We start from the raw sequence: 24,980 nt of genomic DNA on the forward strand, positions 1-24,980 counted from the left end.
GGCGTCACGGGCAAAATATGCCTACGCCAATGACGCTAGGCCGGCACCCTGACAGGAGTCAAGTTGCTTTTTGCCCATGACACCGAGTGTTCGCTCATCGCCGCCGCCGCACTGGTCAACACCGGCGGCAGCGACGGCGAGGGCCTGCCGGACGTGGCCGCCCTGGACGAGTTCTTCGTCGCCCACGCGTACAGCGGACGGCACGAGCACACCGACGCGGAGCTGGAGGCCGTCCGCGGGCTGCGCCCCCGGCTGCGCCGGCTCTGGCACGCCGACACCGACGAGATCGTGGCGATCGTCAACGGGCTGCTCCGGGAGAACGACGCCCTGCCGCAGCTCATCACGCACGACGACGAGCCGTACCACCTGCACGCCGTGCCCCGCGACGCGCCTCTCGCCGTCCGGATGGCGGTGGAGGCGGCGATGGCGATGGCCGACCTCGTCCGCAGCGGCGAGCTGAGCCGGCTACGGATCTGCGACCACCCCGACTGCGACAACGTCCTGGTCGACCTGTCGAAGAACCGGTCCCGCCGCTTCTGCGACGCCGGCTGCGGCAACCGCGCCGCCGTCACCGCCTACCGGGCCCGCAAGGCCGCCGGAAAGAGGTGACCGATCGGACGCTTTGGAGCTGATGTCGTCAATGCATCAGCGCGCCGTGCCGGTCAACAGCCACCGGGACACCGCGATCCGCAACAGCACGTACCGGCCGTCCGGCCCGTCGACCGAGACGTCCCAGCCGTCGTACCGATTCCGGAACGCCGTCACCACATCGGCCGGGAACGGCGTCCGCACCACCGTTGCCGTCCCCTCCGCCACGACCGGCGCATCGCCGTCCGGCAGTGCCAGCGACACCCGCGGGTCGGCGAGCACGTTGCGGACCTTGCGGTTCCGCTCGGCCGTACCGACCCACCACTCACCGTCCCGGTACAGGAACCACACCGGCGTCAGGTGCGGCGACCCGTCCGCCCGCAACGTGCAGAGCCACACGACCCGTTCGCGGGCCAGCCGGGCGAGGACGTCCGCGCCGGGCGCGCCGGTCACCTCCGCTGCGGCAACGCCGCCACGAAGACCCGCCAGTTGTACGCCCCGAAGCACAGCACCGCCCCCGCCGGATCCTTGCTGTCCCGCACCCCCACCAGCCCCGGCAGATTCGTCGCCACCTCGACACAGTCGTTGGACTGGCCGCTTCGACTGCTCCTGCGCCACCGGGCGCCGCTCAACTCCACGACTTGGCCACTTCCTTCATCAGGGCGATTGACCGCGCGGGTGTGCACGCCTCGCCGAGGCTAACCTCCCACACCTGCCGCAGGAACGAGAGATCCTGGGGTCGATCCAGCTCCTGCCCTCCGATGTGGCTGCTGAGGAAGGCCACGTCACTGCCGTCGACCGAGGTCGCCAAGATGAACGGCCCACTCAGGCCGGGATACTCCGTGGCCGAGCGAGGAACGACGTGCGGTCGGACCCGGGGATGCTCGGCGGCGACCTGCGCGAGGTGTAGCAACTGCTCGGCCATGGTCTTGCGCTCCCCCACGCGCCGACGCAGGGCAGCCTCGTCGACGATCGCCACCAGGTAGGGCGCGTTTCGCCTGACAGGATCTTCGGCATCGAGAAGGCCGCCCGCCTCGAAGACGGCTCTCGCATGACCCTCGGTCTGAAGTAGGCCAGGAACGTACAACGGTTCAAACCATCGCAGCCGGGCAGCTTGGGCAATGATCGCTTTCGCGCCACGCTGCCAGGCCTGAGCGCGGTCGAGGCTGACCAGGTCGCTCAACATGCGGCCGAAGAGGCCGCCGGTGTCGAGGGCTTTGTCGAACTGTTCCAGGTACTTGCCGGTGGGCGGCTGTTGGCCCAACTCGGCGGCGCTGACCATCGACGCCGAGTAGCGAAACACCTCCGACCGTAGTGGTGTCCACAGCAGAGTGTGAAGAGCGGCGCGGCCGGCCCAGTCCCCGATACGGCCGCGCCGCGCGGGACCGCCCGTTCCCCCGGCCGGGCGGTCCCGCCGCGCCGGGGTGATGTCGTGAACGAGTCAGCTCCAAAGGAGGGCACCACCATGCCCGGCCCCACCCGCGAGGCCCCCCGACCCGGCCGCCCACGCCAGCCCGCCAGGTGCCGCCCCGACAACCGCCGGCCGGGCGTCCGCACCCGCCGCTGCCACCGATCTGGCTGTGCCGGGCCGGCGCGGCGCCGTGGCCGTGCGCGACGGCCCGGCTCACGCTGGCCGCAGGACGGCTAGGGATGGGTCATCCGGAGCAGGTCGAGCGCCTCCTCCAACTGCGTCTCGGTGAGCTTGCCGGAGTCGACGTGCCCCCGGGCGATCACCACCTCCTTGATGGAGATCTGCTTGGCCAGCGCCTCCTTGGCGATCGAGGCGGCCTCGTCGTACCCGAGGTGGCGGTTGAGCGGGGTCACGATCGACGGCGAGCCTTCCGCGTACGCCAGGCAGACCTCGGCGTCCGCGACCAGGCCGACCACGCAGCGGTCGGCGAACAGGCGGCTCGACGCGGCCAACAGCTTGATCGACTCCAGGATGTTGCGGGCCATGACCGGGAGCATGACGTTCAGCTCGAAGTCGCCCTGGGAGCCGGCGAAGGCGACGGTGGCGTCGTTGCCGATCACCTGGGCGCAGACCTGGCGGACGGCCTCGCAGACAACCGGGTTGACCTTGCCGGGCATGATCGACGACCCGGGCTGGAGGTCCGGGATGCGCAGCTCGCGCAGGCCGGCGCGGGGACCGGAGCCCATCCAGCGGATGTCGTTGGCCATCTTGTACAGGCCGACCGCGACCGTGCGGAGCTGCCCCGAGGTCTCCACGAGGGCGTCCCGCGCGCCCTGCGCCTCGAAGTGGTTGCGCGCCTCCGACAGCGGCAGGCCGGTCGAGGCGCGCAGCTTCTCGATCACCCGGGCGGCGAAGCCGAGCGGGGTGTTGATGCCGGTGCCCACGGCGGTGCCGCCCAGCGGCAGCTCGGCGAGGCGGGGCAGCGCCGACTCCAGCCGCTCGATGCCGTAGCGGACCTGCGCGGCGTACCCGCCGAACTCCTGGCCGAGAGTGACCGGCGTGGCGTCCATCAGGTGGGTACGGCCCGCCTTGACCACGGTCTCGAACTCGACCGCCTTGCCCTCCAGCGCCTCGGCCAGATGCCGGAGCGAGGGGAGCAGATCCTCCACCACGAACTGGGTGGCGGCCAGGTGGATCGACGTCGGGAAGACGTCGTTGCTGGACTGCGAGGCGTTGACGTCGTCGTTGGGGTGCACGTCCCGGCCCAGCTCCCGGCTGGCCAGGGTGGCGATCACCTCGTTGGCGTTCATGTTGGAGGACGTGCCGGAGCCGGTCTGGAAGACATCCACCGGAAACTGGTCGTCGTACCCACCGGCGGCCACGTGCGCGGCGGCGGCCACGATCGCGGCGGCCACGTTCGCGTCGATCACCCCCAGCTCGCCGTTGACCTCCGCCGCGGCCCCCTTCACCTGCGCCAGGGCCTTGATCTGAGCCGGCTCGATCCCCCGGCCGGAGATCGGGAAATTCTGCACCGCACGCTGGGTCTGCGCCCGCCACAGCGCCTCGGCGGGCACCTCCACCTCGCCCATCGAGTCGCGTTCGATCCGGTAACCCGTCGCCTCTGGAGTCGTCACGCGTACCATCCTGCCGCGCACCGCCACGGCGTGCAGATGTTCGCGCCGAGCGACTCAGCCCAGCTCGCCGAGCAGCCGCTCCACCTCGTGCCGCTCCGGCACGTCGATCTGCTGGAACAGGGCGAGCGCCCGCGTCCAGTGCACGCGGGCGGCGACCGGGTCGTCCGTCCGGAGGCAGCGGGCGATCCCGTCCAGCGCCCGCGCCTGCTCGTAGCGATTGCCGATCCTGGCCGCGTCACTCAGCACCCGGCGGAACAGATCCAGCGCGCTGGTGACGTCCCCCTGCTCCAGGATCGCCCGCGCGAGCAGGTTGCGCGACGCACACTGCGCGATCCGGTCGCCTGAGTCGATCATCGCGGTCAGCGCCTCCCGGTGCAGTGCCGCTGCCGCCTCCGGCCGGCCCGCCCCGCGCTCCATCGCACCCAGTTCGTTGAGCGCCTCGCCCTCCCCGTACCGGTTGCCGAACCGGCGCTTCAGGACCAGCGCCGTCCGCAGCAACCGTCGGGCCGGCTCGACGTCCCCCATCCGGTGGCGGATCACCCCGATGTGCCCGATCGCCCGCGACACGTGCCTCAGGTCGTGTATCTGACGCGAATTCAGCAGGTGCTGCCGGCTGGCCCGCAACGCCTCGTCGTAGCGTCCCCAGTTGAGCAGGGCGTCAGCCAGGTTGTTGAGCAGGTTGGCGGATTCGGCGGACGCACCGAACTGCCGGGTCAGGCCGATCGCCTCGTCGAAGCACTCCTTGCTCTGCCGGTAGTCGCCGTTCGCGGCGTGCAGACTGCCCAGGTTCCACAGGCTGACTCGCACCTGATGCACCAAACCGAGTCGGCGCCGCAGGTCAAGCGCCATCTCGATGAGCCGAATGGCCTCCGGAATGCGCGCGAGCCGGTAGTAGGCCGACGACAGGTAGTTGAGCATGACGGACACGGCGTCGTCGTCGCCCAGCCGCTGAGCGGCGCGCAGGCCGGCGCTGTGCGTCTCGACCAGGTCGTCCAGGTGGCCCCGCTCGAAGTTCGCGCCCCACGTCGCGCGGGCCAGTTGCCAGCAGTGCCGGCGGAACCCGTCCTCCTCGGCCAGCCGGACCAGGGCGGTCAGCACCGCCCGATTCTCGTCGTACCAGCCCGCCCACTGCGCCGCGGCAGCCACCAGGTCCGGTCGCGGCGGTGGCGGCAGGGCGAACAACCCTCGGCCGCTGCTCGTCTCGATCTGCGCGCTGACGGTGTCGGCGACGTACAGGTGATGGTCGAGCAGGCGTTCCAGGGCGGCCCGCCGTTCCGGTTCGGCGAGGAGCCGCCGGGCGTACTCGCGGACCAGGTCGTGCAGGCGGAACCGGCCGGGCTCGGGTTCGTCGACCAGGTGCGCGTCGACGAGTTCGTCGAGCAGGGCCTGCGCGTCGGGCAGCGGCAGGTCGGTCAGGGCGGCGGCGACCGAATTGTCGAACCGGATCCCCGGGTGCAGGCCGAGCAACCGGAAAAGGCGCTGCGCTGCCGGGGGCACCTGGGCGTACGACAGGGCGAACGCGTCCCCGACCGAGCGCTGCCCGGCGACGAGCTCGGCGAGCGGATCGCGGGCGCCGGCCAGCCGGTCGACGAGGTCGGCGATCCGCCACCCCGGTCTGTGGGCCAGCCGGGCGCCGGCGAGCCGGATGGCCAGGGGCAGGTACCCGCAGCGACGTGCCACCTCGGCGGCGGCCTCCGGTTCGGCCGCGACCCGGTCCGCACCCGCCACCCGGCCCAGCAGCTCGACGGCCTCGTCCAGGTCGAGCACCGGCAGCGAGGAGGGACGCCCCTCGTCCAGCCCCACCAGTCGGCGCCGGCTGGTGACCAGCGTCAGGCAGCCGGGTCCGGTGGGAAGCAGGGGCGCAACCTGGTCGGCGCTCGCGGCGTTGTCCAGCAGCACCAGCGCCCGGCGCCCGGACAGCTCGGTGCGCCACAGCGTGAGCCGGTCGTCCAGGTGCACCGGGATGCGCTCGGGCGGCACGCCCAGCTGCCGCAGCAGGGTGGCCAGCGCAGCGGTGGGCGACAGTGGCGTGCGCTCGCTGTGGCCGTGCAGGTCGATGAAGAGCTGCGCGTCGGGGTAGCGGCCGGCGATCCGGTTCGCCAGGTGCACAGCGAGGGTGGTCTTGCCGCTGCCCGCCATCCCGTCGATCACCTGGATCCGGGTGCCGTCCTGCTCGATCTCCTTCAGCAGGCGGGCGATGGTGTCCTGGCGGCCGGTGAAGTCGTCGATCGCCCGGGGCAGGGCCCGAACCGAGGTGACCGTCGTCCGCTGGGTGGTGGTCATGGCGAGGTCGCCCGCGAGCACCCGCTGGTGCAGCTCCTGCAACGCCGCGCCGGGATCGATGCCCAGCTCCTCGGCGTACAACCGGCGGCCCTCCCGGTAGACGGCGAGCGCGTCGGCCTGCCGTCCGACCGCGGAGAGAGCGAGCATCAGGTGACCGCGCAACCGCTCCCGCAGGGGGTGCCGTTCCACTGTCTCGGCGAGTTCGTCGAGCAGGTCGGCCGCGTGGCCGAGCCGCAGCTCGACATCCACGCACTCCTCCAGCGCGGTCAGCCGCTGCTCGTCCAGGGCCTGGGCCCGGCGGCGCACGCTCCGGCTGGTGATTCCGCTCAGCGCCGGGCCGCGCCAGAGGGCGAGCCCGGCGCGGAAGCGGCGGCGGGCGTCCGCGAGCTGGCCGGCGGCGACGGCCGACCGGGCGGCGTCGACCTCCCGGGCGAACACCTCCGCGTCGAGGTCACCGTCCGCCGTGCGTACGCCGTAGCCCACCGGGTCGGTGACGATGGTCTCCGGTGGCAGCCCGAGCGCGACGAGGCGCTGCCGCAGGCGGGACACGCAGGTCTGCAACTGGGCTCGGGCGGTGGCCGGTGGCCGGTCCTCCCAGACCGCGTCGACCAAGTCGTCCACCGGCACGATCCGGCCGGCCCGCAGCAGCAGCATGGCGAGCACGGTCCGGTCCCGACCCGCGGTGACGGTGGCGTCGCCACCGCCGACCCGCAAGGGTCCCAGGATCCCGAACCGCATCTACCGCCCCCGCCGTCGAATCCAGGCAACTTCCAGCAGCGTAGCCCGGTGGTGACAGCTCGCCACACGCCGGTGATAGCGATGTGAGAGCGGATCGACAGGGCGGAGGTCGAGACTCGATCCGGGTTGCCGGATGCGGCATCCGACGGGGGCGGTGCGCCCGCCCGGTCCCCAGACGGACGGGCGCACCGGCGTCGGAGACGCCGACGGCCGTACTCCGCGAGGAGAACGGCCGACGCGTACGCGGAACCTCAGCGGCGGCCGACGGTGAGGACCGGCTTGGTGACCTCGGCGAAGAAGTCGTTGCCCTTGTCGTCCACGACGATGAACGCCGGGAAGTCCTTCACCTCGATCTTCCAGACCGCCTCCATGCCCAGCTCGGGGTACTCCAGGACCTCGACGTGCTTGATGCAGTCCTGCGCGAGCCGGGCGGCCGGGCCGCCGATCGAGCCGAGGTAGAAGCCGCCGTGCTGGTGACAGGAGCGGGTGACCTGGGCGGAACGGTTGCCCTTGGCCAGCATCACCATCGAGCCGCCAGCCGCCTGGAACTTCTCCACGTACGCGTCCATCCGGCCGGCGGTCGTCGGGCCGAACGAGCCGGAGGCGTACCCCTCGGGGGTCTTGGCCGGGCCGGCGTAGTAGACGGCGTGGTCGCGCAGGTACGACGGCATCTGCTCACCGGCGTCCAGCCGCTCGGCGATCTTCGCGTGGGCGATGTCCCGGGCGACGACCAGGGGGCCGCTCAGCGACAGGCGGGTCTTCACCGGGTACTTGGAGAGCTCGGCGCGGATCTCGTCCATCGGCCGGTTGAGGTCGACCCGGACGACCTCGGAGGTGTCCAGCTGCGCGTCGGTGACGTCGGGCAGGTAGCGGGCCGGGTCGGTTTCGAGTCGTTCCAGCCACACGCCCGACGGGGTGATCTTCGCGACCGCCTGCCGGTCCGCCGAGCAGGAGACGGCGATCGCCACCGGGCAGGACGCCCCGTGGCGGGGCAGCCGGACCACCCGTACGTCGTGGCAGAAGTACCGCCCGCCGAACTGCGCGCCGATGCCGAAGTTGCGGGTCAGCTCCAGCACCTCCGCCTCCAGTTCCAGGTCACGGAAGCCGTGCCCGGTGAGCGAGCCGGCGGTGGGCAGCGCGTCCAGATACTTCGCGGAGGCGTACTTGGCGGTCTTCAACGCGTACTCGGCGCTGGTGCCGCCGATGACGATGGCCAGGTGGTACGGCGGGCACGCCGCCGTGCCGATCAGCCGCAGCTTCTCCTCCAGGAACTGCATCATCCGCGTCGGGTTCAGCAGGGCCTTGGTCTCCTGGTAGAGGTACGACTTGTTGGCCGAGCCGCCGCCCTTGGCCATGAAGAGGAACTTGTACGCGTCCGGGTGCCCGTCCGGGTCCTCGGCGTAGATCTCCACCTGGGCCGGCAGGTTGCTGCCGGTGTTGCGCTCCTCCCACATGGTCAGCGGGGCGAGCTGCGAGTACCGCAGGTTCAGTCGGGTGTACGCCTGCCACACGCCGCGGGAGATGGCCTCGGCGTCGGCGCCGTCGGTGAGGACGTGCCGGCCGCGCTTGCCCATGACGATCGCGGTGCCGGTGTCCTGGCACATCGGGAGCACGCCGCCGGCCGCGATGTTGGCGTTGCGCAGCAGGTCCAACGCGACGAACCGGTCGTTCGGGGAGGCCATCGGGTCTTCGATGATCGACCGGAGCTGCGCCAGGTGCGCGGGGCGCAGGAAGTGCGCGATGTCGTGCATCGCCTCGGCGGTCAGCGCGGTCAGCGCGGCCGGCTCCACGGTGAGGAACCGGCGGCCTCCGGGCCCGTCGACGACGTCGACGCCCTCGTCGGTGACCAGGCGGTACTCCGTCTGGTCGGGACCGGTCGGCAGCAGGGGGGCGTACGAGAAGGCGGCGGCACTGCTCATGAGCGGAAAGCCTAGGGCAGGAGGGTCGATCAGTCCCACCCGCCGGGTGGGTCCTGGGACGCCGCTCTCATCGGCGCCGGTCGGACCGGGCGGAGGCGCCGGAGGGGCGCCGCCGTGGGACCACGGTCAGCTGTCCGGGTCGGGGCACAGCTCCCGCTTCGGCCCGCAGCTGTCCTCGGGCGCCGGCACGTCACCGGTCCCGGCGGGGCCCGGCCGCGGCCCGTCACCGCCGGCCGGCGGCGGGGCGACCGCGGCACCGCCGAAGCGGACGTACCCGATCTCCCGACCCTCGCCGATGATCATGCCGGTGGGGCCGACGGCGAGCGCGTTCGCGGCCGTCCGCAGGGTCGCCAGCTCCGCGCCGGTACGCGGATCGAGCGCCACCAGCCGGGACGGCTTGTCCTCGGCGAGCACCGCCGCGTACGGGGTGAGCGCGGCCCCCGCCTTCGCGCCGGTGGGACGGCTCCACCGGATCCGGCCGGTGCCGAGTTCCCGGGCGGAGACGGAGCGCTTGTCGGCGGCGCGGACCAGGGCGTACCGGTCGTCGACGGCGACGATCTTCTCGCCGGGGGCGGTGACGAGCAGCAGCCGGCCGTCGTACCCGTCGAGGACCGCCTCCCGGCCGTCCGGCGCCACCCCGAGGAGGACGTTGCGCGCGCCCTGCGGATCCTCCCGCTGGGCGCACCCGGCGGCGTCGGCGGTCCGCAGGTTGACGCCGGCACGCTGCCACGCCTCCTGGCCGGTGGTCGGGTCCCGGCCGGAGATGGTGAAGAAGCAGGTGCCGTCCTGGGACCGGGCGGTGATCCGCAGCAGCCGGCCGCCGACCACCGACAGCCGTTCCTCGCGGCCCGGCTCGACGTCGGTGAGGACCCGCCCGGTGGCGGTGTCCAGCACGTGCACCCGGTTGTCGACCGGGAGACCGAGCAGCGGGGGCACCGGTTCCGGCCCGGCCGCCTCCTTGTCGATCCGGACGGCGTCGAGCCGGCGGGTGTCGAGCAGCGCCGGGTTGTCGCCGAGCAGACCGCTGCGGACGCCGGGCACGAAAGCCGTCCACAGCGGAGCCGTGCCGCGCGGGTCCCAGGCGCTGAGTGTGCAGTCGGTCGGTTCGACGCAGCGGGCGTCGAGCAGCAGGTTGCGCCACGTCCAGACGGCCACGGCGTCGTCGTCCCGCCGCCGGGTGACGCCGGTGGTGGGGTCGAGTACCTCGTACCCCTTGACCAGGAGCTTGCCCACGACGACGACGGCGTCCCGGTCGCCGCCGGCCACCGCCGCCCAGTCGGCCTTGCGCTCCCAGAGCTGGGTGCCGTCGCTGAGCCGGCGTGCCTCTACCCGGGTGCGCTGCTCGACCACGACGGTGTCCCCGGCGAAGGTGACGCTGCGCGGCGTGCCGCCGATCCGGTGCTGCCAGACCACGTCGGGCTCGGAGATCGGCTCGCTGCGGTCGACCCAGTCCCAGATGCCGGGGAACGGGTTCCACACTCCGGTCGACGCGAGGACGACGACGGTGATCAGCCCGAGCAGCAGCCAGCCACGTACGCCGAGGCCGCTCCCCTTCGCCACCACCCCAACGTAGCCACCCACCCGCCCCAAACGCCCCCCGGCACGCCGTTGGATGGAAAGGAAGGGCCCCTTATTAACGCCTGGTGCAGAGGAAGGGCCCCTTGTTAACACCTCAGGCTCACGGCCGCGGCGGCGTCAGCACCCGCCACAGCGCCAGCGTCGCCACCAGCGACGCCGCCCCGGCCAGCGCCATCACCGTGCCCGGCGCCAGCACCTCGCTGAGCGCACCGCCAGCCGCCGCCGCGAGCCCCTGCACCGCCATCAAACCGGTGCTGACCAGCCCGAACGCCTGCCCCCGCCGCTCCTGTGGCACCGCGTCGAGGAACCGGCGGGCCAGGCCGAGCTGGTACGCGAAGCCCGCGGTGGCCACCGCGAAGAGCGCCGCGGCCGGCCACATCGCCGGTCGGGCCACGAACGCCAGCATGGGTACGCCGAGCAGCAGCGCGAGCCACGGCGTCCACGCCTCCCGGCGGGCCGGCGCGACGAACCGCCCCACCAGCAGGTCCCCGACGAGCATCCCGAACGCGGCTGCCATCAGCAGCAGGCCCGCACTGGCGTCGACGCCGAGGCCGGCGGCGTACGGCACGGCGACGCCCTCCGCCCCGACCAGCACCGAGCCGGGCAGCCACTGCGCCAGCAGCAGGCCCCGGACGCGCCGGTCGGCGAGCAACGCCCGGTTGACCCGCCAGGTCTCCCGGACCGCGTTCCCGCCGTCCGGTCGCGCCCGAGGTGGGCGTCGTGCCAGCCCGACGCGGACGAGCAGGGCGGACAGCCCGCAGGTGGCGGCGGTCAGCCAGAGCGCGCCGTACGGGCCGACCAGGCCGAGCAGCAGCCCGCCGAGGGCGAACCCGGCCACCTGCGTGCCGCCGGCCGCCACGGTGAGCAGGGACCGCCCGAGGACGTACGCGTCGCCGTGCAGCACCTCCGGCAGCAGCGCGGTCCGCGCGGCGCTGCTGACCGGGCCGAACAGGCCGACGACCGCGACCAGCCCGAGCATGGCCCCCGGGGAGAGCACGCCGAGGGCGAGCACCACCACCACGGCGAGCCGGAGCAGGTCGTACCCGACGATCAGCGCGCGCGGCGGCCAGCGGTCGGCCAGCGCGAGCAGGAACACCCCGCCGAACGCGTGCGGCAGGAACCCGGTCACGTACGCCAGCGCGGCGAGCAGCCCCGAGCCGGTGCGCTCGTAGACCAGCACGGACAGGGCGAGCATCTTCACCGTCTCGCCGATCAGGAACACGCCGAAGCTGCCGAAGAGCACCCGGAACTCGGCGACGGCGAAAACGTCCCGGTAGGTGGCGGGACGGGTTTCGGTCAGGGTCACCCGGTCAGCGTGCCGGCTCACCGAAACCCCCTCTATCCTTTCGCTGCTGGCCGAAACAAGGAGGTGACGGTGCGGATCGAGGTCACTTCCGCCGACGTCGCGGCCAGTCGGTTCGCGATCTCGCCCCTCGGTGAGGCGATGTTCGCGCTCCGGCTCTGCGCCGGGCAGAACACCGCCCCCGGCCTGGCTCCCTGGGTGACCCGGGTGCGGCCGGCGTACGAGCGACTGCGGCGGCAACAGCCGGCGGTGGGGGCGCTGCTGGCGCTGCTGCGCCGGGGCGGGTACAACGCGGACTTCATCCACCCGCCGCCGGACGGCACCGGCCGGGACTTCGCCGACGAACTGGCGGTGGTCCGCGCGACGCCACTGGCGCAGGCCCGCGAGGAACTGGCCTGCAATCTCGCCGGGCACCGCACCCCACCGGCGTACGCCCGCCGGATCTACGACTCCCCGGACGTGGTGGACCGCCTCGCGGACGGCATCGAGGCGGCCTGGACGACCCTGGTGGAGCCGGACTGGCCGCGCCTGCGGGCCGTCCTGGAACGGGACCTGCTGCACCGGGCCGGGCGCCTCCTGGCGTACGGCTGGGGGTCGGCGGTCGCGGGCCTGGACCCCCGGCTGCGGTGGGTGCCCGGCGGGGCGGTCGGGTACATCGAGGTGGCCGACCGCGATCCGGAGACGTACACGCTGGCCGGGCAGGGGCTGCTCCTCGTCCCCACCGTGTTCGGCATGATGATCAACTACGTCCAGCGGCCCTGGCCGTTCGCCATCGTCTACCGGGCCTCCGGGGTCGCCGAGCTCCTCGGGCCACCCGACCCGACCCGCCCCGACGAGGCGCTGGACCGGTTGGTCGGCCGGGCCCGGGCGACGATCCTGCGGGCGTTGGCCGTACCCGCGACCACGAGCCAGCTCGTCGCTCAGCTCAACCTGAGCCTCGGCGGGGCGGGCGACCACCTGTCGGTGCTCCGCGAGTCCGGCCTGGTGACGCGTACCCGAACCGGCCGCGCCGTCCTCTACCGACGCACCCCGCTGGGCGACGCCCTGGCCGCTACGCCCTGAGGCGTTAACAAGGGACCCTTCTACTACCGGAGGCGTTAACAGGGGGCCCTTCCTTGCACCGCGGAGCGGACCAGGGGGAGGACTCGGTAGGGGATCTGTTCGGCCAGGGCGATGATCGTCGAGGCCCGCCTTATGCCCTCGTACGAGACGATCTGGTCGATCACCCGCTGGAGGTCGGCGTTGGACCGGGCCACGATGCGGCAGAGCAGGTCACCGGTGCCGGTGATGGTGTGCGCCTCCAGCACCTCCGGGATCGCCGCCAGGTGGGCGGTGACCGGGTCGTGGCCGTGCCGCTGGCTGATCTCCAGGGTGACGAAGCTGGTCACCCCGAACCCGATGGCGGCCGGCGACACGTCCGGCCCGAAACCGCCGATCACCCCCCGCTCGACCAGCTTGTCGAGGCGGGCCTGCACGGTGCCCCGGGCCACGCCGAGGCGGCGGGAACACTCCAGCACGCCGATCCGGGGTTCCTCGGCGAGCAGTTCGATCAACCGCGAGTCGAGCGCGTCGAGCTGGACATCCTGACCAGTGTTCACGGGTCAGGACCCTACTCCTTGTGCAACCTGACCAGCCAGAACCGGGACAGTTGCCCAGTGAGCCCGCGCACGGCGATATTCGCGGGAAGAGCACAGCGTCGGCCCGCGCGGCCGGCCGGTACGCGAGGGAGGCAACCATGACCCAGGCGATCGACCGACCCCAGTCGACCGAGGAGGTCGACGTCGACCGTTTGGTCGGCGCCGTCGACCACGACATCAGCCACGACCCGTTCCCGGTCAAGGGGCTCGACCACGTCCACTTCCTGGTGGGCAACGCCAAGCAGGCCGCCCACTACTACTCCACCGCGTTCGGCATGACCTGCGTGGCGTACCGGGGGCCGGAGCAGGGCTACCGCGACCGCGCCCAGTACGTGCTGACCAGCGGCTCGGCCCGGTTCGTGCTGACCGGCGCGGTCCGCCCGGACGCCGAGGGCGCCGACCACGTGGCGAAGCACAGCGACGGCGTCTCCGACATCGCCCTGGAGGTGCCGGATGTCGACGCCGCGTACGCGCACGCCACCGCGCAGGGCGCGACCGGCCTGGTCGAGCCGCAGGACGTCAGCGACGAGCACGGCACCGTCCGGATGGCGGCGATCGCCGCGTACGGCGACACCCGGCACACCCTGGTCGACCGGTCCCGCTACAGCGGCCCGTTCCTGCCCGGCTTCGTGGCGCGCGGCCCGATCGTGGACCGGCAGCCGATGATCGACGCCGGCATCCAGCCGAAGCGGTTCTTCCAGGCGGTCGACCACGTGGTCGGCAACGTCGAGCTGGGCCGGATGGACGAGTGGGTCGAGTTCTACAAGCGCGTCATGGGCTTCACCAACATGGCGGAGTTCGTCGGTGACGACATCGCCACCGACTACTCGGCGCTGATGAGCAAGGTCGTCGCCAGCGGCACCCGCAAGGTGAAGTTCCCGCTGAACGAGCCGGCGGTCGCCCGTAAGAAGTCGCAGATCGACGAGTACCTGGAGTTCTACCAGGGCCCCGGTGCCCAGCACATCGCCGTGGCCACCAACGACATCCTGGCCAGCGTCGACGCGATGCGCGCGGCGGGCGTCGATTTCCTGGACACGCCGGACTCGTACTACGACGACCCGGAGCTGCGCGCCCGCATCGGTGAGGTGCGGGTGCCGATCGAGGAGCTGAAGGCCCGCAAGATCCTGGTCGACCGCGACGAGGACGGCTACCTGCTCCAGATCTTCACCAAGCCGGTGCAGGACCGCCCGACGGTGTTCTTCGAGCTGATCGAGCGGCACGGCTCCCTGGGCTTCGGCAAGGGCAACTTCAAGGCGCTCTTCGAGGCCATCGAGCGGGAGCAGGAGAAGCGCGGCAACCTGTAACACTGTCCGCGTGACGCAGCCTCCGTCGTACGTGACGCCGCCGGCCGGTGGGCACCCGCCCGCCGCCGGCGGCTCGCTACCGCCCGCCGGCAGCCAGGGGTACGCGGTGCCGCCCCAGTGGGCGCCCGTCGCGCCGCCCGGCTGGGCCCCGCCCCCGGGGTACGCCGGACCGCCCGGGCCGGTGCCGCCGCCTCCGACGCTCGCCCCGAACGGGCAGCCGCTCGCAAGCTTCCCCGATCGACTGGTGGCGTGGCTGGTCGACGCAGCGCTGGCCTACGTCGGGCTGTTCGTCCTGGTGGTCGCCCTGTACTGGCTGTACCACGTGGAGTACCTGCTGCGGCGTGACGGCCAGACGTTCGGCAAGAAGATCATGAGACTACGGGTCGTCCCGCTGGATCCGGCCCGGCCGCTGACCCGGCGCACGGTCGGCCGGCGCTGGCTGGTGCAGTACCTCGCCGGCACCCTGGTCCCCGGTCTCAGCTACGTCGACGGGTTCTGGCAGCTGTGGGACAAGCCCTGGCAGCAATGCCTCCACGACAAGTTCGCGGAAACCGTCGTCGTTAAGGTTGCCGAGTGAACGAGCGCAACGAGGCGGCCCGGTGAGCGTCGCACCCGGCTGGTACGTGGACCCCGCCGACCCGGACACCCGGCGGTACTGGGACGGTGAGGGCTGGGTCGGCGCACCCATCCCGGTCGACGCCACCCCGCCGGAGGGTCCCCCGCCGGCCGAGCCCGCCGTCGCGCCGCCGGCGCCGCCCGCGCCCGCCCCCGGACCGGTCTCCCCGGCCCCCGGCCACCCGCCCGCCGGGCACGTCGGCCCGGCCGGGCCCGGGGCCGGTCCGCCGCCGCACCCCGGCGGCTGGCCGCCGCACGCCGCCCCACCGGGGTACGCCGTGCCGCCCGGCTGGCCGCCCGGTGCCTGGCCGGGGCGGCCGCCGGAGCCCCGACCGCACGGACTTCCGCTGGCCGGGTACGGGGCGCGGCTGGTCGCCCGGCTAATCGACTTCGCCGTCGTGTTCGCGCTCAACGCCGCCGTCAACGGCTGGTTCGTCTGGCGCCTGGCGCAGGAGTTCCGGCCCACCTTCGCCGAGTGGTGGCGGCGCGTGGAGCGCGGGGAGATGACGTCCGAGCCGCTGCCCCAGCCCGGCGCGCAGGCGGAGTCGCTGCTGGTGGTCATCCTGCTGATCGCCACGGCGCTGTGGCTCGCGTACGAGGTGCCGCCGATGGCCGCCGGCGGGCAGACGCTGGGCAAGCGGCTGGTGGGCATCAAGGCCGTGCCGCTCGCCGCCGACCAGCCACTCGGGGTGGGCCGGGCGCTACGTCGGTGGAACACGCTGGGCCTGCCCACGCTGCTGTGGTACTGCTGCGGCCTGGGCCTGCTGCTCCAGCTCCTCGACGCGGTCTCCCCGCTCTTCGACCACCCGATGCGGCAGGCCCTGCACGACAAGCGGGCGCAGACCGTGGTGGTCCAGCTTCCCCGTACCCCCGCCCCGAAGAACGACCGCACCACACCCCCGGGAGACACCCCATGACCGACACCGGACGTCCCCAGCCGGCGCTGCGGCTGACCCGCCCCGACCTGGACGCGCTGCCCAACTACGTACCGGGCCGCAGCCCGGCCGACCTGGCCCGGGAGCTGGGCCTGCCGGAGGCGATCAAGCTGGCCAGCAACGAGGTGCCGTACGGCCCGCTGCCCGGCGTCGTGGAGGCGGTCGCGGAGGCCGCCGCCGGGGTGCACCGCTACCCGGACATGGGTGTGGTGGCGCTGCGCCAGGCCCTGGCCGAGCGGTACGGGGTGGACCCGGACCGGATCGCCACGGGCTGCGGGTCGGTGGCGCTCGCCGAGCACCTGGTGCGGGCCACCTGCCTGCCCGGTGACGAACTGCTCTACGCGTGGCGCTCGTTCGAGGCGTACCCGATCATCGCGGCGACCAGCGGCGCGACCAGCGTACGCGTCCTCAACGACGCCGGGCACGGGCACGACCTGCCGGCGATGGCCGCGGCGGTGACCGACCGGACCCGGATGATCCTCGTCTGCAACCCGAACAACCCCACCGGTACGGCGGTGCGCAGGGCCGAGCTGGACCGGTTCCTCGACGCGGTGCCGGACGACGTGCTGGTGGTCATCGACGAGGCGTACCGGGAGTTCGTCACCGACCCGGAGGTGCCGGACGGCCTCAGCTACGCCGACCGGCCGAACGTGGCGGTGCTGCGGACGCTCTCCAAGGCGTGGGGGCTGGCCGGTCTGCGGATCGGGTTCCTGGTCGCCCAGCCCGACGTGGCGGCGGCGGTCCGCAAGGTCGTCACGCCCTTCTCCACCAGCATGGCCGCCCAGGCGGGCGCGCTCGCGGCGCTGGCCCAGGCCGACGAGGTGGAGCGCCGCTGCGCCCTGGTGGTGGCCGAGCGGGGCAGGGTCACCGAAGCGCTGCGCAAGCTCGTCCCGGACGTGCCGGACAGCCAGGCCAACTTCGTCTGGCTGCCGCTCGGCGACCGGGCCGTGGAGTTCGGCAAGGCGTGCGAGTCGCGCGGCGTGATCGTCCGGCCGTTCCCCGGCGACGGGGTGCGGGTCACCATCGGCACGCCGGCCGAGAACGACGCCTTCCTGGCTGCGGCGGAGTCGGCGCTCGGCTGACGCCCCGAGGTGCAGGTACCGGGCCGGTCCGCCATCCCCCTGCGGACCGGCCCGGACGTCTTCTCAGGCGGCCGGCACAGTGGGCCGGAACCGGGTCCGCCGCCGGTACGCGTACACCGCGAACAGCGCGAGCAGCAGGCCGGACGTGACCAGGCCACCGGTCAGGACCTCGTCGGACCGGTCGGCGGCGACGCTGACCGTCGCCGGAGCCGCCCCGAAGGTGACCGTTCCGGTGACGGAGCGGCGGGTCCAGCCGCTGGCGAGGTCGAGCTTCGCCGACCACGGCCCGTCGGGGAGGCGCCGGTCCAGGACCACGCGGACCGTGGCGCTGCCGCCCAGGGGCAGGGTCTTCGCCTCGGCCTTCACCGGGCCGGCCGACAGCCCGCCCGGCCCGTCCGTGAGCCACAGGTCGCCGGCCAGGTCGAGCGCCCGTCTGCCGGTGTTGCGCACCTCGGCGGTGACCACCGGGGTGCCGTCCGCCTCCCGACTGCCGGTGAGCGGACCCACCTCGAAGCCGGAGGGCGGCTCCCCGCCGGGGCCGACGGACAGGTAGACGCGGATGCCGGCCCGGCCGATCTGCCGCACATTGCGGTCGCCCGCACCGGAGACCTCCGCCCAGACCACCGCGTACCGCTCGCCGGCCTCGGCGTTGCGCGGCACGGTGATGGTGACCAGCGCCTCGATCTCCTGGTCGGGCGCGAGCGTCTTCTCGTCGGGCTCGACCCGGATCCAGCTGCTCAACTCGTTCTCGGTGCGGTCCGGGGCGAAGACGAAGCCCGTCGCCGTGACCTCCGCGGCGGCGGCGTAGAGGGCGACCGGCCGGTCGATGTCCGACGAGTTCTTCACGGCGACGCGGCGCTTGATCGTGGTGCCCGGCTTGACGTGGTCGACGATGTACCTGTGCGCCCGGGTGTCGTCGCGCCGGTTGACGGGTGCATCGAGGAGCCGGATCCCGACCGACGCCGACGGGCCGCTGGGGCTCGGCGCGCCGGTGGGCTGTGGCGCCCCGGAGCGACCGGCGGTCGCCGGCACGTCGGCCTCCCGCGGCGCGGGCTCGGCCCCGGCCCGGATCAGCGAGGCTGCCGCAGCGGTTGGTGTGAGCAAAGCCGCCGCCCCGGCCGTGACCAGGACGGTCACCGCCAGGGCGAGGGCGCGGGCCGGGTCATGCCACCGAATGGGTGATCACCCCCGAGTAGGTGCCGCCGACCGCGGTGTTCGGGACGGCGATCCGGATGTCCGGAGCCCAGGTGGCGGAGTTGTTGCCGCTGCCGGAGGTCTTGGCGAAGGCGGTCCGGGGGACGCTGAGGGTCACCGCGTCGGCCTGGCTGGGCTGGCCCGGGACGAAGATGCCGGTGCCGCTGGTGGCGAGTGCCGGGCCGGACCAGTACTCCACGAGGCCGGGCACGATCGTCTCCTCGGGAGTGCCGGAACCGGTGGTGAAGGAGCTGGCCGAGACCGTGGCGGTCCAGGTGGCGGTCAGGGCCGCCCGCTCGTCGGTGACCGTGACGTTGCCGAGTTCGCCGGTGATGCTGTTGCCGGCGAAGACCGAGCCGAGGTTCACGGCGGCGGGGACGGTGATGTTCAGGTCGGCGGTGGCGACCGTGAAGGTGACGATCGTGTCGCCGGACGGCGCGGCCGCGGCGGGGCTCGCCAGGGCCACCGCGGCGGCCGCGGCGGCGGTCAGGGTCAGAAGTGGCTTCCTCATGAGCGTTACGCTAGGTCTCCGAAACTCCCATGAGGGCATCATTCGGACAAAACACTCTTCGGGTGACAGAGTGGGTGATGGTTCCGCGATAGGTGCCGGCGACGATCCCGGTGGGGATCGCGATCCGGACCGTCGGCGACCAGCGCACCTGAGATCGACGGCGGCCGGGACGGTGATGTCCACGCCGACGGTGAGCGCGGACCGGACTGTTCGGGGCGGTCAGGAGACGCACAGTGGGACTATAGGTAACTTATGTCCGCTTTGTCGAGCCGGGCGTGGCGACAGTCACGTCGCGGCGAGCAGCACCGGTTCGGCGGTGAAGAAGTAGCGCTGATCGTCCGCCTCCGGGTCGACCGGTTCGCGGAGCCGCTCCACCGCCACGTAGCCGTCCACCGCGTACACGGCCCCCGGCGCCCACGACGTTCCGTCCGATCCGGCGGTGAGCGTGAACCACGAGCGCTGCGACCCGGTGGCCGCGTCCAGCGTCCGCAAGCCGTTGGCGTCGGTCACCAGGTGCACCCGGTCCGGCTCGACGGCGAGCACCCGCGCCCCGCCGACGTCCCGCCGCCACCGCTCGGCACCCGTCCGCGCATCGCGGCCGACGAGGCTGCCGCCGACCGTCCCGATCGCGGTGTCACCGGCGAGCACACTGTCCGCCCGGTCCAGGGCGGGTGCGGCCGTCGGCTCGCCGTCGCCGAACAGCCACCCGCGGCCCGCGCCGTCGCCCGACCCGGCGTCCGTGCGCAGGCCGGCACAGCCGGACCGGCCCGTACGGCAGCCCAGCGGCGTGGCGACCAGCGCGTCCCCCGCGCCCGCCGGGCGCCATCGGCGGCCCACCGTGCCGGTGCCCGCGTCCCGGAACTCGACCGTCGCCGGTCCCTCGCACCGGTCGACACTCACGAGCCGGCCCCCCGCCGTGGTGCCGACCGTGTCGTGGCAGCCGGAACCGACCCCGGCGTCCCAGCGGCGCCGCCCGTCGGTCAGGTCGACGGCGGTCAACGCGTCACCACCGGCGGCCACCACCACCGACCCGCCACCGGGGACCGCGGCGACGAAGAGGCCCTCCGGGTTCCACACCCTCGCCGACCCGGTCCGCCGCACCGCCGGCATCCGCGCCGGAACCGGCCCCTCCGCCCGCCAGGCGACCCGGCCGGTCCGCGCGTCCAGGGCCACGAGCAGGCCGTCCGACCAGCGGCTCACCACCGTGGTCCCGCTCGCCACCACCCCGGCCAGTTCGGCGGGCCAGCGGCGGTACGACCAGTACGGGGTAATCCGGTAGCGGTGGTCGACCGGGCGGTCGGCGTAGACCTGGCGCTGTGCCGCGTACACCCGGAGCCGGCCGTCGACGACCAGCGGGGCCACCGGCAGCCGAGCGACCACCCGCGGGTCCGGGTTCGGGGCCGCCGGGTACGCGTCCCGCGCCGGTGTGCTGACCTCGGCCGGGGCGAGCACCCGCCAGACGGTGGCCGCGACCGCGACGGCGACCAGCAGGACCGCCGCCACGAGGACGACCCGTCGCCGGCCCTTCGGGAACCCCATGCGCACCTCCGCCCGGCACCCTACCCAGCGCGACGCGCCCGGCAACGGTGAGGTTGCACGGGCCGGCCCGGGATCGCGGGCCCGCGTGGGAGATCCCCGCGGCTCTGTCAGGCGGCCTCGCTCGTGGCGCCGGTGGCGGCGGCGAGGTCGGCGAGGTCCCGGCGCAGGGCGCCCTCGACCGCCCGGGCGGCCAGCCCGCCGAGGAGAAGTGCCACGACCCGCCCGTACGGCGCGGTGGGGACCGCCTCCTGCGTGACGGTGACCTGCGTGCACCCGCGACCGCGCCGGCGGACCGGGCGCAACGTCCAGGTGACCCGGTAGTCGACCCCCGCACCGGGTGAGCTGAGCACCAGCCGTCGCGGCGGCTCCATGGCGATCACCACGAACTCCTCGATCAGGGCGGACCCGTCGGGTCGCGACCGGATCTCCCGCCAGGTGGTGCCGGGGCCGAACCCGCCCGCGGTCAGCACCTCGACGCCTCGGGTGGCCCGGGTGCGGACGGTCAGGTCGGTGAGCAGGCGCCAGACATCAACGGCGTGCGCCTCGATGGACCGGGTCACCGACACAGTCGACATGCCACCTCCCGTGGCGTCGACGGTACGCCGGGTGAACGCGGAACGGGGCCCCTCGGGTGGAATTTCCGTCCCGGGAGGCCCCTCGCGGCGCGCGGCTGTGGACGGTCAGGAGTGGAACTGTCCCGCCTGGATGGCCCGCACGAACGCCGTCCACCCCGGGGGACTCACCGCCAGCGTGGGGCCGGACCTGTCCTTGGAGTCGCGTACGGCCACCACGCCGAGCGCGTCGACGAGGTTGTCGGCCACCTCCACGCAGAGGCCCTGGTCGTTCGAGCGGCTACTGGTACGCCAGACCGCGCCCGCGAGATCGTTCATCCTCACCCTCCTGTCGTCGGACGCCAGCCGACAGCCGGGCCGGGACCGACGGGGGAGGATCGGGCCCGGCCCGGCGCGGCACAGCGACGGAATCCGGTCGATCAAACGCGGGAGGTGCGGGTGTCCATCGGACGATCTGTGCGACGACGCGTCCCATCGGCGGGACCCGACGGACGGGGCGTACGTCAGGATGATCGGGCGGGCGACGGTCGGCCGCGCCCGGCGTCCGGGTGTCGGAGCCGGGCCGGGCGGACGGGCCGGCCCGGCGCGCCGGGAGGGTGGCCGGGTCAGTGCGCCGGGAGGATGGTTCCGGTCACCTCGCCGAACGCGACGGTCGTGCCGTCCGGGCCGGGCGCGGTGGCGGTGATGGTGACCGTGTCCCCGTCCTCCAGGAAGGTCCGGGTCTCCCCGCCGCCCACCTTCACCGGCTCCGTCCCGCCCCACGTCAGCTCCAGGAACGAACCGACCTGGTGCCGCTCGGGACCGGAGACCGTGCCGGAGGCGTACAGGTCGCCGGTGCGCAGCGACGCCCCGTTGACGGTCAGGTGGGCCAGTTGCTGGGCCGGGGTCCAGTACATCGTGGCGAACGGCGGCTCGCTGACGCGCTCGCCGTTCCACTCGACGGTGAGGCTCAGGTCCAGGCCCAGGTGCGGCTCGTCGCGCAGGTAGTCGGCCACCGGCGGGTCCTGGTCCGGTGCCGGGACGAACGCGGCGCCGAGCGCCTCCAGCGGGGTCACCCAGGCCGAGACCGAGGTGGCGAAGGACTTGCCGAGGAACGGGCCGAGCGGCTGGTACTCCCAGGCCTGGATGTCCCGGGCGGACCAGTCGTTGACCAGTACCACGCCGAAGACGTGGTCGGCGAAGTCGCGGGCGGCGACCGGCCGGCCCAGCGGGCTCGGCACGCCGACCACGAAGCCGACCTCCGCCTCGATGTCGAGGCGGACCGAAGGACCGGTGACGGGGCCCTGCGGGGTGGCGCGCTGACCCTGCGGCCGCACCACCGGCGTGCCGGAGACGACGACCGTGCCGGCCCGGCCGTGGTACCCGATCGGCAGGTGCTTCCAGTTCGGCAACAGCGGCGGCTGGCCGGGCCGGAAGATCTGGCCCACGTTCGCGGCGTGGTGCTCGGACGAGTAGAAGTCGACGTAGTCCGCCACCTCGAACGGCAGCAGCAGCTCGACCTCGGCCAGCGGGACCAGCAGCGGCTCGACCGCCGCCCGGTGGGCCGGGTCGGTCAGCAGGTCGGTGATCCGCTGCCGGACCGCCGTCCACTGGGGACGGCCGAGCGCCAGGAACTCGTTCAGGCGGGGGCGGCCCAGCGCCCCGGCGGCGAGCACCAGGCCGGCCGCCTCCGCGCCGCCGAGGTCCAGCACGAGTTCCCCGATGCGTACGCCCACCCGCGGCCCGCGGTCGGCCGTGCGGAACACCCCGTACGGCAGGTTGTGCACCCCGTACGGGGAACCCTCGACACCCGTCACCCAACTCATACCGGCCCTCCGCTTCGCCGAACGGTCCGAGCTCCGGCCGCGTCGGTGGATGCCGCAGCATCGACACGGCCTCGGCCGGAGGTCGGACTGTGAGCAGTGCCGTCATGAGGCACCACGGCCCTGCACTGATGATTCGCTCGCTGACGCTCGCTCATGCTTGAACGCCCCCGTTCACCAGCCCCAGCCGGATCAGATCGGTCAGTGGTTCCAGGATGCTGCACGAGCCGTACCCGACCCACAGCGGACGCGCCGCGTGCAGGGCGCCTTCGATCGGCTGGAGCAGCGGCCGGGGGTCGGTCGCCGCGAGCAGCTCGGCGACCCGCTCCACCCCGGCGCCCCCGGCGCCCCCGGCGGCGGCGAGCGTGGCGGCCAGCACGTTGGCGAAGCCGTGGTGGGTGAAGCCGGTCTCCGGCTCCAGGTGCCGCACCGCGTGGTGCAGGCCGGCGGTGAGCTTGAACGGCAGCTCCCGGTCCCGGCACGCGCAGATCACGGCGGCCAGTTCGGCGGGCGTCGGGAAGAGTTCGGCGGCGAGGCCGCCGGTGCGGAACTTCGCCGCCACCGGTGCGCCGGCGGCACGGGCGTCGACGAGCGCGTCCAGGGCGCCCATCAGCCCGAACGTCAGCGGGATCTCGGCGTAGACGGCGGTGACCTCGCACCGGTCGGCCAGCTTCAGCAACTCCGTCAGACCGGGCAACGGGTCCTCGCCCCGCTTGGCCACGCCGACCTCGATCTGGCGGGCGGTGACGCCGGGCGGCAGCGCCGCCAGCGTCGCGGGCAGGCCGTCCAGCCCGGTGTCGCCGATCAGCCCGACGACCAGATCCTCCGCCGGGTCGACCAGCGGGTGCAGCTCGCGCCCGGTCACCGCGGAGGCGGGCACGAGCAACGGGCCGACCAGGTCGGCGTACCAGGAGGTGCGGTGGCGCCGGTGCGCGGTGACGGCCTCGGGCAGCGGGGCGCTGCCGGGCGGGAAAACCGCGGCGTCGTCGACGAGGCCGGCCAGGAGCCGGGGCAGCTGCGTTGACACGAGACAACAATGTACGGGACGCTACAAGAAGCGGACAATAGCGTCCGATAATCGGACGCCCATCGGCCCCGGGAGGCGAGATGCCGTACTACCGCCGCGTCGGCGATGTGCCGCGCAAGCGCCACACCCAGTTCCGTCAGCCCGACGGGAGCCTCTACGCGGAGGAGCTGATGGGCCAGGAGGGCTTCTCCTCCGACTCGTCCCTGCTCTACCACCGGCACGCGCCGACCGCGATCGTCGCCGCCGAGGAGTTCACCCCGCCGGCGTTCACCCGAACGCCGAACCTCCCGCTGAAGCCCCGCCACCTGCGCACCCACAAGCTCGACGCCACCGGTGCCGACCCGGTGCTCGACCGGCGGTACCTGCTCGCCAACGACGACGTGCGGATCGCGTACGTGCTGGCCGACCGGCCGTCCCCGCTGTTCCGCGACGCCACCGGCGACCACTGCCTGTACGTCGAGTCCGGCACGCTGCGCGTCGAGTCGACGTTCGGCGTGCTCGACGCGGTCGCCGGCGACTACGTGATCATCCCGACGTCGACCATCCACCGGCTCGTCCCGACCGGTTCGGAGCCGGCCCGGCTGCTCACCATCGAGGCGGCCGGCCACATCGGCCCCCCGAGGCGCTACCTGTCCGTACGCGGCCAGTTCCTGGAGCACTCGCCGTACTGCGAGCGGGACGTCCGCGGACCGGACGCGCCGCTGCTGGTCGACGGCACCGACGTGGAGGTGCTGGTCCGCCACCGTCGGGGATGGACCCGGTACGTCTACGCGAACCACCCGTTCGACGTGGTCGGCTGGGACGGGAACATGTACCCGTGGGCGTTCTCGATCCACGACTTCGAGCCGATCACCGGCCGGATCCACCAGCCGCCGCCGGTGCACCAGACCTTCCAGGGTCCCAACTTCGTGATCTGCTCGTTCGTGCCGCGCAAGGTCGACTACCACCCCGACGCGATCCCGGTGCCCTACAACCACCACAACGTCGACTCCGACGAGATGCTCTTCTACACCGGCGGCAACTACGAGGCGCGGCGCGGCTCCGGCATCGAGCAGGGCTCGATCTCGCTGCACCCGTCCGGCTTCACGCACGGGCCGCAGCCCGGCGCCGCCGAACGCTCGATCGGCGTGGACTTCTTCGACGAGCTGGCCGTCATGGTCGACACGTTCCGCCCGCTCGACCTGTGCGACGCGGCCACCACCTGCGAGGACGGCGCCTACGCCTGGACCTGGGCCCGCCGGGGGTAGCGGCGCTCTGGTTGTGGCTCAGCTGCGCGGCGCTCGTCGATGGGATGCAGCTCGACGTCGA

Annotated in this window: 22 protein-coding genes and 1 pseudogene; 7 read left to right on the top strand and 16 right to left on the bottom strand. The window is 73.3% G+C overall.

The window, feature by feature from the left end; translation table 11 throughout:
* Positions 1–63: 63 nt before the first annotated feature.
* The gene (locus AB0873_RS27240) at positions 64–609 is read left to right on the top strand and encodes a CGNR zinc finger domain-containing protein (protein ID WP_366603200.1); all 546 of its coding nucleotides are present in this window, start codon (positions 64–66) and stop codon (positions 607–609) included.
* Positions 610–645: 36 nt separating this feature from the next.
* Here AB0873_RS27240 and AB0873_RS27245 read toward each other — a convergent pair whose 3' ends face one another.
* From AB0873_RS27245 to AB0873_RS27280, 8 genes and pseudogenes are all read right to left on the bottom strand, one after another.
* Complete coding sequence (locus tag AB0873_RS27245) at positions 646–1,041, bottom strand: TIGR03618 family F420-dependent PPOX class oxidoreductase (protein ID WP_366603202.1); 396 nt, start codon at positions 1,039–1,041, stop codon at positions 646–648.
* On the bottom strand, positions 1,038–1,226 hold the full coding sequence (locus AB0873_RS27250; RefSeq protein WP_366603204.1) for a DUF397 domain-containing protein: 189 nt from the start codon (positions 1,224–1,226) through the stop codon (positions 1,038–1,040). The genes AB0873_RS27245 and AB0873_RS27250 overlap by 4 nt, the downstream gene beginning before the upstream one ends.
* Positions 1,217–1,882: pseudogene (locus AB0873_RS27255) on the bottom strand (DUF5753 domain-containing protein); the annotation flags it as partial. The gene AB0873_RS27250 and the pseudogene AB0873_RS27255, both read right to left, overlap by 10 nt.
* A 350-nt stretch (positions 1,883–2,232) precedes the next feature.
* Entirely contained in the window at positions 2,233–3,642 is a 1,410-nt protein-coding gene (locus AB0873_RS27260) for a class II fumarate hydratase (RefSeq protein ID WP_196255893.1), read from the bottom strand.
* 45 nt (positions 3,643–3,687) lie between these two features.
* Positions 3,688–6,654: a BTAD domain-containing putative transcriptional regulator gene (locus tag AB0873_RS27265; RefSeq protein WP_366603205.1), complete on the bottom strand. Its 2,967-nt coding sequence runs from the start codon at positions 6,652–6,654 to the stop codon at positions 3,688–3,690.
* Positions 6,655–6,905: 251 nt separating this feature from the next.
* Positions 6,906–8,573: a fumarate hydratase gene (locus AB0873_RS27270; protein WP_366603206.1), complete on the bottom strand. Its 1,668-nt coding sequence runs from the start codon at positions 8,571–8,573 to the stop codon at positions 6,906–6,908.
* Between the two features lie 126 nt (positions 8,574–8,699).
* On the bottom strand, positions 8,700–10,133 hold the full coding sequence (locus tag AB0873_RS27275; RefSeq protein ID WP_366603208.1) for a PQQ-binding-like beta-propeller repeat protein: 1,434 nt from the start codon (positions 10,131–10,133) through the stop codon (positions 8,700–8,702).
* Positions 10,134–10,251: 118 nt separating this feature from the next.
* Positions 10,252–11,457 (bottom strand): MFS transporter, encoded by a 1,206-nt coding sequence (locus AB0873_RS27280; RefSeq protein ID WP_366603210.1) that lies wholly within the window; start codon positions 11,455–11,457, stop codon positions 10,252–10,254.
* A gap of 69 nt (positions 11,458–11,526) precedes the next feature.
* Here AB0873_RS27280 and AB0873_RS27285 point away from each other — a divergent pair, with 69 nt between their 5' ends.
* Positions 11,527–12,516 carry a helix-turn-helix domain-containing protein gene (locus AB0873_RS27285; RefSeq protein WP_366603212.1) on the top strand — a complete coding sequence of 330 codons (990 nt, stop codon included), beginning with the start codon at positions 11,527–11,529 and terminating at the stop codon, positions 12,514–12,516.
* A gap of 35 nt (positions 12,517–12,551) precedes the next feature.
* On the opposite strand, the gene AB0873_RS27290 is transcribed toward AB0873_RS27285, so the two are convergent.
* Positions 12,552–13,052, bottom strand: a complete 501-nt coding sequence (locus AB0873_RS27290) for an Lrp/AsnC family transcriptional regulator (RefSeq protein WP_366603214.1) — start codon at positions 13,050–13,052, stop codon at positions 12,552–12,554.
* A 137-nt stretch (positions 13,053–13,189) separates the two neighbouring features.
* Between AB0873_RS27290 and hppD the strand changes: the two genes are divergently transcribed.
* Genes hppD through hisC form a run of 4 tightly spaced genes read left to right on the top strand, consistent with a single transcriptional unit; the run spans position 13,190 to position 17,027 of the window.
* Positions 13,190–14,395 carry a 4-hydroxyphenylpyruvate dioxygenase gene (gene hppD / locus AB0873_RS27295; RefSeq protein ID WP_366603215.1) on the top strand — a complete coding sequence of 402 codons (1,206 nt, stop codon included), beginning with the start codon at positions 13,190–13,192 and terminating at the stop codon, positions 14,393–14,395.
* A gap of 10 nt (positions 14,396–14,405) precedes the next feature.
* Positions 14,406–14,972 (top strand): RDD family protein, encoded by a 567-nt coding sequence (locus AB0873_RS27300; RefSeq protein ID WP_366603217.1) that lies wholly within the window; start codon positions 14,406–14,408, stop codon positions 14,970–14,972.
* Positions 14,973–14,994: 22 nt separating this feature from the next.
* A complete protein-coding gene (locus tag AB0873_RS27305) occupies positions 14,995–15,927 on the top strand; it encodes an RDD family protein (protein WP_366603219.1) in 933 nt (310 codons plus the stop codon).
* Entirely contained in the window at positions 15,924–17,027 is a 1,104-nt protein-coding gene (gene hisC / locus AB0873_RS27310; protein ID WP_366603220.1) for a histidinol-phosphate transaminase, read from the top strand. Before AB0873_RS27305 ends, hisC begins: the two co-directional genes overlap by 4 nt.
* Positions 17,028–17,090: 63 nt before the next feature.
* Here hisC and AB0873_RS27315 read toward each other — a convergent pair whose 3' ends face one another.
* The 7 genes from AB0873_RS27315 to AB0873_RS27345 all read right to left on the bottom strand — a co-directional run bounded on the left by AB0873_RS27315 (position 17,091) and on the right by AB0873_RS27345 (position 23,672).
* Positions 17,091–18,059 (bottom strand): hypothetical protein, encoded by a 969-nt coding sequence (locus AB0873_RS27315; RefSeq protein WP_366603222.1) that lies wholly within the window; start codon positions 18,057–18,059, stop codon positions 17,091–17,093.
* Between the two features lie 130 nt (positions 18,060–18,189).
* Positions 18,190–18,732, bottom strand: a complete 543-nt coding sequence (locus tag AB0873_RS27320; RefSeq protein ID WP_366603223.1) for a hypothetical protein — start codon at positions 18,730–18,732, stop codon at positions 18,190–18,192.
* 285 nt (positions 18,733–19,017) lie between these two features.
* Positions 19,018–20,271 (bottom strand): PQQ-binding-like beta-propeller repeat protein, encoded by a 1,254-nt coding sequence (locus tag AB0873_RS27325; RefSeq protein WP_366603225.1) that lies wholly within the window; start codon positions 20,269–20,271, stop codon positions 19,018–19,020.
* Positions 20,272–20,378: 107 nt separating this feature from the next.
* Complete coding sequence (locus tag AB0873_RS27330; protein WP_155329950.1) at positions 20,379–20,846, bottom strand: SRPBCC family protein; 468 nt, start codon at positions 20,844–20,846, stop codon at positions 20,379–20,381.
* A gap of 105 nt (positions 20,847–20,951) precedes the next feature.
* Complete coding sequence (locus AB0873_RS27335) at positions 20,952–21,161, bottom strand: DUF397 domain-containing protein (protein ID WP_155329949.1); 210 nt, start codon at positions 21,159–21,161, stop codon at positions 20,952–20,954.
* A gap of 287 nt (positions 21,162–21,448) precedes the next feature.
* A complete protein-coding gene (gene fahA, locus AB0873_RS27340) occupies positions 21,449–22,648 on the bottom strand; it encodes a fumarylacetoacetase (RefSeq protein ID WP_366603227.1) in 1,200 nt (399 codons plus the stop codon).
* A 151-nt stretch (positions 22,649–22,799) separates the two neighbouring features.
* Positions 22,800–23,672 (bottom strand): hypothetical protein, encoded by an 873-nt coding sequence (locus tag AB0873_RS27345; protein WP_366603228.1) that lies wholly within the window; start codon positions 23,670–23,672, stop codon positions 22,800–22,802.
* A gap of 80 nt (positions 23,673–23,752) precedes the next feature.
* Between AB0873_RS27345 and AB0873_RS27350 the strand changes: the two genes are divergently transcribed.
* Positions 23,753–24,919 carry a cupin domain-containing protein gene (locus AB0873_RS27350; RefSeq protein WP_366603230.1) on the top strand — a complete coding sequence of 389 codons (1,167 nt, stop codon included), beginning with the start codon at positions 23,753–23,755 and terminating at the stop codon, positions 24,917–24,919.
* Positions 24,920–24,980 lie beyond the last annotated feature (61 nt).

This window comes from Micromonospora sp. NPDC047707 (genome assembly GCF_040704235.1).
GTDB lineage: Bacteria > Actinomycetota > Actinomycetes > Mycobacteriales > Micromonosporaceae > Micromonospora.

Excerpts from the sequence above, each read along its gene's own strand:
- AB0873_RS27260 (WP_196255893.1), bottom strand. The coding sequence starts at position 3,642 with ATGGTACGCGTGACGACTCCAGAGGCGACGGGTTACCGGATCGAACGC.
- AB0873_RS27335 (WP_155329949.1), bottom strand. The coding sequence starts at position 21,161 with ATGAACGATCTCGCGGGCGCGGTCTGGCGTACCAGTAGCCGCTCGAAC.
- hppD (WP_366603215.1), top strand. The coding sequence starts at position 13,190 with ATGACCCAGGCGATCGACCGACCCCAGTCGACCGAGGAGGTCGACGTC.
- AB0873_RS27350 (WP_366603230.1), top strand. The coding sequence starts at position 23,753 with ATGCCGTACTACCGCCGCGTCGGCGATGTGCCGCGCAAGCGCCACACC.
- fahA (WP_366603227.1), bottom strand. The coding sequence starts at position 22,648 with ATGAGTTGGGTGACGGGTGTCGAGGGTTCCCCGTACGGGGTGCACAAC.
- hisC (WP_366603220.1), top strand. The coding sequence starts at position 15,924 with ATGACCGACACCGGACGTCCCCAGCCGGCGCTGCGGCTGACCCGCCCC.
- AB0873_RS27330 (WP_155329950.1), bottom strand. The coding sequence starts at position 20,846 with ATGTCGACTGTGTCGGTGACCCGGTCCATCGAGGCGCACGCCGTTGAT.
- AB0873_RS27270 (WP_366603206.1), bottom strand. The coding sequence starts at position 8,573 with ATGAGCAGTGCCGCCGCCTTCTCGTACGCCCCCCTGCTGCCGACCGGT.
- AB0873_RS27320 (WP_366603223.1), bottom strand. The coding sequence starts at position 18,732 with ATGAGGAAGCCACTTCTGACCCTGACCGCCGCCGCGGCCGCCGCGGTG.
- AB0873_RS27325 (WP_366603225.1), bottom strand. The coding sequence starts at position 20,271 with ATGGGGTTCCCGAAGGGCCGGCGACGGGTCGTCCTCGTGGCGGCGGTC.
- AB0873_RS27265 (WP_366603205.1), bottom strand. The coding sequence starts at position 6,654 with ATGCGGTTCGGGATCCTGGGACCCTTGCGGGTCGGCGGTGGCGACGCC.